Below are 6,649 nucleotides of genomic sequence, written 5' to 3'. Positions count from 1 at the left end.
GGAGGCCACCTTGGGGGCCAGCCCCGCCGTCGGCTCGTCCAGCATCAAGAGCTTCGGCTTCTTCATGAGGCCCATCGATATGGCTAACATCTGCCTCTCGCCGCCCGAGAGGAACTTCCCCTTGCGGCTCTGCAGCTCCTTCAGCTTGGGGAACAGCTCGAGGACCTCCTTGAGGGTCCTCTCGGCCTCCTCGGGCCTCACGCCTACGGCCGCCGCTATCAGGTTCTCCCTGACCGTGAGCTCGGGGAATATGTTGGGAGTCCCGAAGTTGTTGGGGGACTGCATGACGTAGCCCACGCCGGCCCTCTGGATCTCTCCTGGGCTCTTCCCCGTCACGTCCCTCCCGTCGACGACCACGGAGCCGCTCATTATGGTGGCGAGCCCCGCTATGGCGTTGAGCAAAGTGGACTTGCCCGCCCCGTTGGGCCCCAGGAGGACCGCCACCTCGCCTCTCTCGACCTCCAGCGAGACTCCGTTCAGCACGTGGAACTTGCCGTAGCCGGCGTTTAGGTCGGAGACCTTGAGGAGCGGCATATCACCCGCCTATGTAGCTCTCTATCACCTTGGGGTCCCTCGCCACTACGTCCGGCGCGCCCTGCGATATCACCTTGCCGCTGGCCATGGCGTAGACGTAGTCCACGTACTTAAACGCTATGTCTATGCGGTGCTCGACGACCCAGAAGGTGACCCCCTTGGCGTTGATATCCCTTATGGTTTGGAAAATGGCGTGGGCCTGCGCCATGGGGATTCCCGCGATGGGCTCGTCCAGGATGACCAGCTTCGCCCCCGCCATGAGGGCCCTCGCCAGCTCCAGCAACTTTATCTGGCCGGCCGAGAGCGAGTACGCGTAGCGGTCCCACACGTCGCCGAGTCCGACCATGTCGAGCGTCCTGAAGGCCCTCTCCGCCAGCTCCCTCTCCTGCTTCACCCAAGTCCTCTCCCTCACCGCCTTCAACACGTCCTCGCCTACCTGTCCCCTCGCCACCACGAGGAGGTTCTCGATGACGGTCATCCTCTGGAACACCTGCGGTATCTGGAAAGTCCTCACTATCCCCTCGGCGAAAACTCTATGGGGAGGCCAGCCGGTTATGTCTACGTCCCTCCCGTCGCCGCGGAACACGACGCGGCCCGCCTCGGGCTTATAGACCCCCGTCACGACGTTTATCAAGGTGGTCTTCCCAGAGCCGTTGGGCCCTATGAGTAGCGTTATCTTCCCCCTCTCCACGGTCATGTCGACGCCGTCCAGCGCCCTAAATGCGCCGAATTGTTTCACTATGCCCTTTATTTCGAGCACGCAGGTAAAAAGAGGTATTCTTAAAAAATTTGAGGTATTTTACGAGCTGAACAGGGGCTGTCCCTGCGGGAATACCGTTATCTGTCCGGTGGTGCCGTTGTAGAAGCCGGCGCTGATCCACGTCGGAGTCCCGTTGACGATCGCTACGCCCATTATCAAGTAGCTGGCGTAGATCCTGTCATGGTACTGGTCCAGATAGACCGGGCCGGTGACGCCCACATACGTCCCGTTGCTGCCCCACTGCTCGAGGACGGAGTTTATCACGGTGGGGTCGGTGGAGCCGGTCTCGGCTATCGCGGTCATTATGAACATGGCGGCGTCGTAGGCGTAGGGGTCATACGCCACGGGAGGCTGGCCGCAGTACTGTTTATACTCCTCGACGAACTTGAGGTACCTCGGATCGTTGGGGTTCGGCGCAGCTATCGTGGCGAGGAACTTCGCCGCCGCGAGGGGTTGACCTGTTTGCTGCACCAAGATCGACGAGCCGGCCACGCCATCGGTGCCGAGCCATCTAACCTTGGAGAGTACTGGGTCGCTGGCGGCGGCCTGCACCACGGCCACGCCGTCCTGCTCGAAGGTGACCAAGACGGCGGCCGCGTCCGGGCTCGGGGTGCCTAGAGCCGCCGAGGCCTTCTGGACCGCGGCCTGCTCCGCCGCGGGCATGGCGGAGGGAGACGGGTCGTAGCCGAAGCGGCCCAGCACTTGTATGCCGTATTTGGCGGATGCGTTGGCTATAGCCGCAGATAGGCCCTGGCCCCAGGTGTCGGACCTATATATTATTACGATCTTCTTTATGCCCAAGAAGTTGAGGAGCGCCGCTATGGCGTTTCCCTGGTAGAAGTCTGTGGGAACCAGCCTGAATATGTAGGGCTTGGGCACGGCGAGGGCCGGCGAGGTGGAGGACTGGCTGACGACAATTATGTGGTTCTGCTCGGCGAAGTTCATTATTGCCGAAACCTCGGAGCTGGCCATAGGCCCTACGACGAACCTAATCCCCTGCGAGTATAGAGTCTGGAGCTTCTGCAGAGCCGTGTTGGGATCGGTGGCGGTATCCTGCACCACTAGGTCGAACCTTATACCCTTGTCGGCGAACATCTGGTTAGCATCGTGCACAGCCAACTTCACCGCACATTGAGAGCCCAGACCATAGCTCTCCAGGGCACCTGTCAGAGGAAGCAAAGCGCCTATGGTGATGGTCTTCGTTGCTGTGGTCGTGGTTGACGTGGCGGCTGCGCTGGTTGTCGTCGTGGTTGACGTAGTGGCCGCGCTGGTCGTGGTTGTCGTGGCGGCTGCGCTGGTCGTGGCTTGGGCCGTTGTGCTGGTCGTGGCAGGCGTCGTGGTGCTGGGTGTCGGCGCCTGCTTCTGCGAGGCGAGGAGCGCGGCTATGGCGACAACTACCACCACCACTACAACCACCCCCACTATCAGACCCGTTCTGGAGGCCATAAGGAGTCTGTTAACTGCCTCTATAAAAGTTTTGAACTATATAGATCTAAGTATATAATATAGGTGGACACAACGTTTTTAAACCGGATAACTACCAGCACGCTATGCTCAATATATACGACTTTATAAACAACGTGCTTGTGCCGGCAATCGTCTATTCCAACATCTATGCGCTGGCTTCTATAGGCCTCTCCATGACGTACATAACCACCAAGATACCGTCGTTCGCCCACGGAGATCTGGCGGCCGTCGGCGCATATGCGGCCTTCTACCTCCTATATTTCCTCTACGGCGGCCTCTGGCCGGGCTCTGTGTATCTGGCGATGCCGGCGGCCGCGGTCGCCGGAGCCGCGGCTGCGTACCTCTCCTACGTCGGGGTTTTTCGGCCTCTCATAAGGCGCGGCGCCAGCATCACCGTCTTGATGATAGCCTCCTTCGGACTCCACTTCCTCATATTCGGCGTATTGGCTATACTGGATAGCATAGCCCAGACGGCCTACGGCTGGAACACCCGCAACTTCCTGTTGGCTCCGGGCGAGATACGGATACCGGGCCTCACGCAGAGCCAGGTCACGGCCGTCACTTCGACGATCGCCCTCGCGTTGATACTCGCAGCCCTCTACTACCTCCTCAACAGGACCAAGTTCGGCGTCGTCATGAGGGCCAGCATAGACAACGCCCCTCTGGCCAAGGCGCTGGGGATAGAGGTGGAGAGGGTCTACGCCCTATCTTGGCTCGTGATAGGCGCCGTGACGGGCATATCCGGGATATACATGGCCATGATATTCCCGGTGACCGAGGAGCTCGGCTGGCTTAGGCTGCCCCTCATATTCGTGGCGGTGGTGGTGGGCGGCCTCTCCAGCATCTACGGCGGAGTGATCGGCGGCTACATAGTGGGGTTCAGCATGGTGCTGGGCTTCAACTACGTTCTGAACCCCCTGGGGCTTCCACCGGAGTACGAGCTCGCGATACCCTTCGCCATAGTCATCGCGACGCTTCTGCTGGCTCCTCAAGGCATAGCCGGCCTCATAGCGGCCAGGAGGGCTAGGACATGATGAGAGATACTGCGATCAAGGCCGCCGCGCTCGCGGCGATACTCGCCGTGGTGGCCGCGCTCGCCTTCCTCTCCCCGCTGCCGCGCGACGTCAAGGTCCTGCTGCAGAATCTCTCCATATACATAGCCATCTACGCCATCTACGTCATCAGCCTCAACCTGGAGGTCGGCTACCTCGGCCTCCCCCAGTTCGGCAAGGTCATGTTCCTCATAATCGGAGCGATAGCTGTGGGCGGCATCGCGACGAAGGTGGTGTTGCTGATATATCAGTCCTATCTCCTCAAGTCCATCGGCGCCGCTCCGCTGAGCAACATAGGCGACTACTGCATGCTGTATCAGTACTCGGCGGGGTCCCTCGTCAACCAGCAGCTGGCCCAGAACCCCGCGCTCGGCTTCGGCTACTTCCTCCTCGGGGTGGCTCTGGCGATGGCTCTGTCCGCCGCGCTCGGCGTGTTGTTCGCATATCCGGCGATCAGGCTGAGGGAGGACTACCTAGGCATCCTCCTGCTGGTCAGCGGGGAGTTCCTCAGGGTGGTCACCTACTACGCCACGCCCGTAGCCTGCGGGGTCAACGGGGCGGTCATCCCCGACCCCTTCGCCTGGGCGTCTGGGGAGGCGAGGACGTTGGTGTTCTTCGCCATAACTGCGGCCCTGTTGGTCGCCACCTTCTTCGTATTCGACATAGTGGGCAACTCGCCTTTCGGCAGGACGTTGAGGGCCATACGCGACGCCGAGACCGCCGCCGCCGTCTTCGGGAAGGACATAGTGAAGTTCAGGATTAGGGTGCTGGCCTTGGCCTCGGCGTTCGCCGGCCTGGCCGGCGCCCTCCTCGCCTACTACTTCGACTACACGATACTCGGGGCCTTCCTGCCGATATATACGTTCATCGGCTGGACCATGTTGATATTAGGCGGACAGGGGAACAACGTGGGCGCCATAGTGGGCGCCGCCGCATATTACGCAATCCAGACGCTCCTAGATATATATAAAAACGCGTTGCAGGCCCTGCTGCACGCCGATCCAACCTATCTAGCCTATGCCGTATTCGGCCTCGCAATAATATTGGTGCTTATGTATAGGCCTCAAGGAATGGTTCCAGAGAAGCCTGTAAAAACAATCGATTTGTATACAATAAGAAAGGGGACGGTTGATAAGAACGCTTAAAAATAAATTATTTCCAGACGATATGGCCTCCAGAACGGGTCTGATAGTGGGGGTGGTTGTAGTGGTGGTGGTAGTTGTCGCCATAGCCGCGCTCCTCGCCTCGCAGAAGCAGGCGCCGACGCCCAGCACCACGACGCCTGCCACGACCAGCACAACGGCCCAAGCCACGACCAGCGCAGCCGCCACGACCACAGCAACGAAGACCATCACCATAGGCGCCGAGTTGCCTCTATCGGGTTCCCTTCAGTTTATGGGGACGAGCGGCCAATGTGCGGTGAAGTTGGCTGTGCACGATGCTAACCAGATGTTCGCCGACAAGGGTATAAGGTTCGACCTAGTGGTGCAGGACTCGGCTTGCGATCCCAACACGGCTCTGCAGAAGCTTCAGACTCTATACTCGCAAGGGATCAAGTTCGTCGTCGGCCTTACCTGCAGTAGCGAGCTGTCGGCCGTGATGAACTTCGCCGAGCAGAACCACATATTGATCACCAGCATATCCACGTCGCCGCTCCTGGCCGTGCCCAAGCCCTACATATTCAGGCTTCCGCCGACCGACGACGCGCAGGCCAAGGTTCTCGTGACCCTCATGCATATGCTTGGCATAAAGAAGATCGTGATAGTCTATAGGTCTGATGCGTGGGGCCAGGGCTTAACTAAGGCGATTATGAACTTCTCGAAGGTGTACGGCATACAGGTCCTCGGCGCCTTCGGCTACGATCCGTCTCCCTCCGCCATGCCCGCGGCGGAGCAGGCCGCGGTCCAGAAGGCCTCGGCGGCTCTAGGCACCCCGAGCCCGGACGCGGCCCTTGAGATAGTTTCCTTCGACCAAGACGGCGCAGCCGTAGTGCAGGCCGCCATGAACGACCCGGTCCTCTCCAAGGTCAGGTGGTTCGGCACGGACAGCAACGTGTACGGCACCGCCATAATGCAGGCGGGCGGACAAGCCCTCGCGGCGGCCAAGTTCATGGGCGCCGTGGCTTCGCCGAACCCCAACGACCCGAGGTATCTCGAGTTCGCCCAGGAGTTTAAACAGTACTGCGGCCACGCCCCGACCGGCTACGACCCGTATTATTACGACACAGCTATGATCGTGCTTAAGGCCATAGCCGAGACCGGCTCCACCGACCCCACCGTGATAAACTCCGTCCTCGAGCAGTGGGGCAGCAACGGGACGTATGTGGGCGCCACCGGCCCCGTGTACTTCGATCAGTACCACGATAGGATGTACGCCAGCTATCTAATAGTCGGCGTAGCGATCGTCAACGGGACTCCCACGTGGATCAGCGCCGGCTTCTACAACGGCACCACCGGACAGATAACGGTATTCCCGCAGGGACAGCCCCTGTTCAGCCCGTAAAATACCTCTTTTTTTCCCTACTCCCTGATCCTGATCAGGAAGGCGGCCAAGTCCAAGACGTCCCTAACGCTGATTATCCCCACCAGCTTCCCCTCCTTATCGACCACGGGGAGGTGCCTCACGTTGAGGCTCCTCATCTTCTCCACAGCGTCGAGCAGTAAGGCGTCTTCGCCTATCGTGATGGGGTTTTCGGTCATGACCATCCAGATCGGCGTGTCGGCCGAAAGCCCTTTGGCGCAGACGTAGACGAGATCCCTCTCGGTGACTATGCCGACGGGCTTGCCCGCCTCGTCGACGACCACGACGCTGCCGACCTTCTTCTCGTACATGGAGT

At 60.1% G+C, this 6,649-nt stretch carries 8 protein-coding genes; 4 read left to right on the top strand and 4 right to left on the bottom strand.

The window, feature by feature from the left end; all coding sequences use genetic code 11:
• The 3 genes from B7L68_RS08005 to B7L68_RS07995 form a co-directional block, all read right to left on the bottom strand.
• Nucleotides 1-534: ABC transporter ATP-binding protein (locus B7L68_RS08005; protein WP_081247148.1), on the bottom strand; the 534-nt coding region annotated here is incomplete at its 3' end.
• A gap of 1 nt (nt 535) precedes the next feature.
• Nucleotides 536-1,294, bottom strand: coding sequence for an ABC transporter ATP-binding protein (locus B7L68_RS08000; protein ID WP_081247147.1), 759 nt, complete (start codon nt 1,292-1,294; stop codon nt 536-538).
• 39 nt (nt 1,295-1,333) lie between these two features.
• The gene (locus tag B7L68_RS07995; protein ID WP_369907402.1) at nt 1,334-2,482 is read right to left on the bottom strand and encodes a penicillin-binding protein activator; all 1,149 of its coding nucleotides are present in this window, start codon (nt 2,480-2,482) and stop codon (nt 1,334-1,336) included.
• On the opposite strand from B7L68_RS07995, the gene B7L68_RS09070 reads away from it, so the two are divergent.
• From B7L68_RS09070 to B7L68_RS07980, 4 genes are read left to right on the top strand one after another with little or no spacing between them, the layout of a single operon-like run.
• A complete protein-coding gene (locus B7L68_RS09070) occupies nt 2,481-2,798 on the top strand; it encodes a hypothetical protein (protein WP_369907403.1) in 318 nt (105 codons plus the stop codon). The two genes, B7L68_RS07995 and B7L68_RS09070, sit on opposite strands and share 2 nt — an antisense overlap.
• 46 nt (nt 2,799-2,844) lie before the next feature.
• Nucleotides 2,845-3,795 (top strand): branched-chain amino acid ABC transporter permease, encoded by a 951-nt coding sequence (locus tag B7L68_RS07990; RefSeq protein ID WP_081247145.1) that lies wholly within the window; start codon nt 2,845-2,847, stop codon nt 3,793-3,795.
• Nucleotides 3,792-4,958 (top strand): branched-chain amino acid ABC transporter permease, encoded by a 1,167-nt coding sequence (locus tag B7L68_RS07985; RefSeq protein WP_193432491.1) that lies wholly within the window; start codon nt 3,792-3,794, stop codon nt 4,956-4,958. Before B7L68_RS07990 ends, B7L68_RS07985 begins: the two co-directional genes overlap by 4 nt.
• Before the next feature lie 22 nt (nt 4,959-4,980).
• Entirely contained in the window at nt 4,981-6,315 is a 1,335-nt protein-coding gene (locus B7L68_RS07980) for an ABC transporter substrate-binding protein (protein ID WP_081247144.1), read from the top strand.
• A gap of 17 nt (nt 6,316-6,332) precedes the next feature.
• Here the strand turns inward: B7L68_RS07980 and B7L68_RS07975 are convergent, their stop codons facing one another.
• Nucleotides 6,333-6,644, bottom strand: coding sequence for a CBS domain-containing protein (locus B7L68_RS07975; protein WP_081247149.1), 312 nt, complete (start codon nt 6,642-6,644; stop codon nt 6,333-6,335).
• Nucleotides 6,645-6,649: the final 5 nt, after the last annotated feature.

The sequence above is a fragment of the Thermoproteus sp. CP80 genome, assembly GCF_002077075.2.
Classification (GTDB): domain Archaea; phylum Thermoproteota; class Thermoprotei; order Thermoproteales; family Thermoproteaceae; genus Thermoproteus.
Note: the sequence above shows the minus strand (reverse complement) of the source record. Positions and strands in the feature narration are given on the sequence as shown.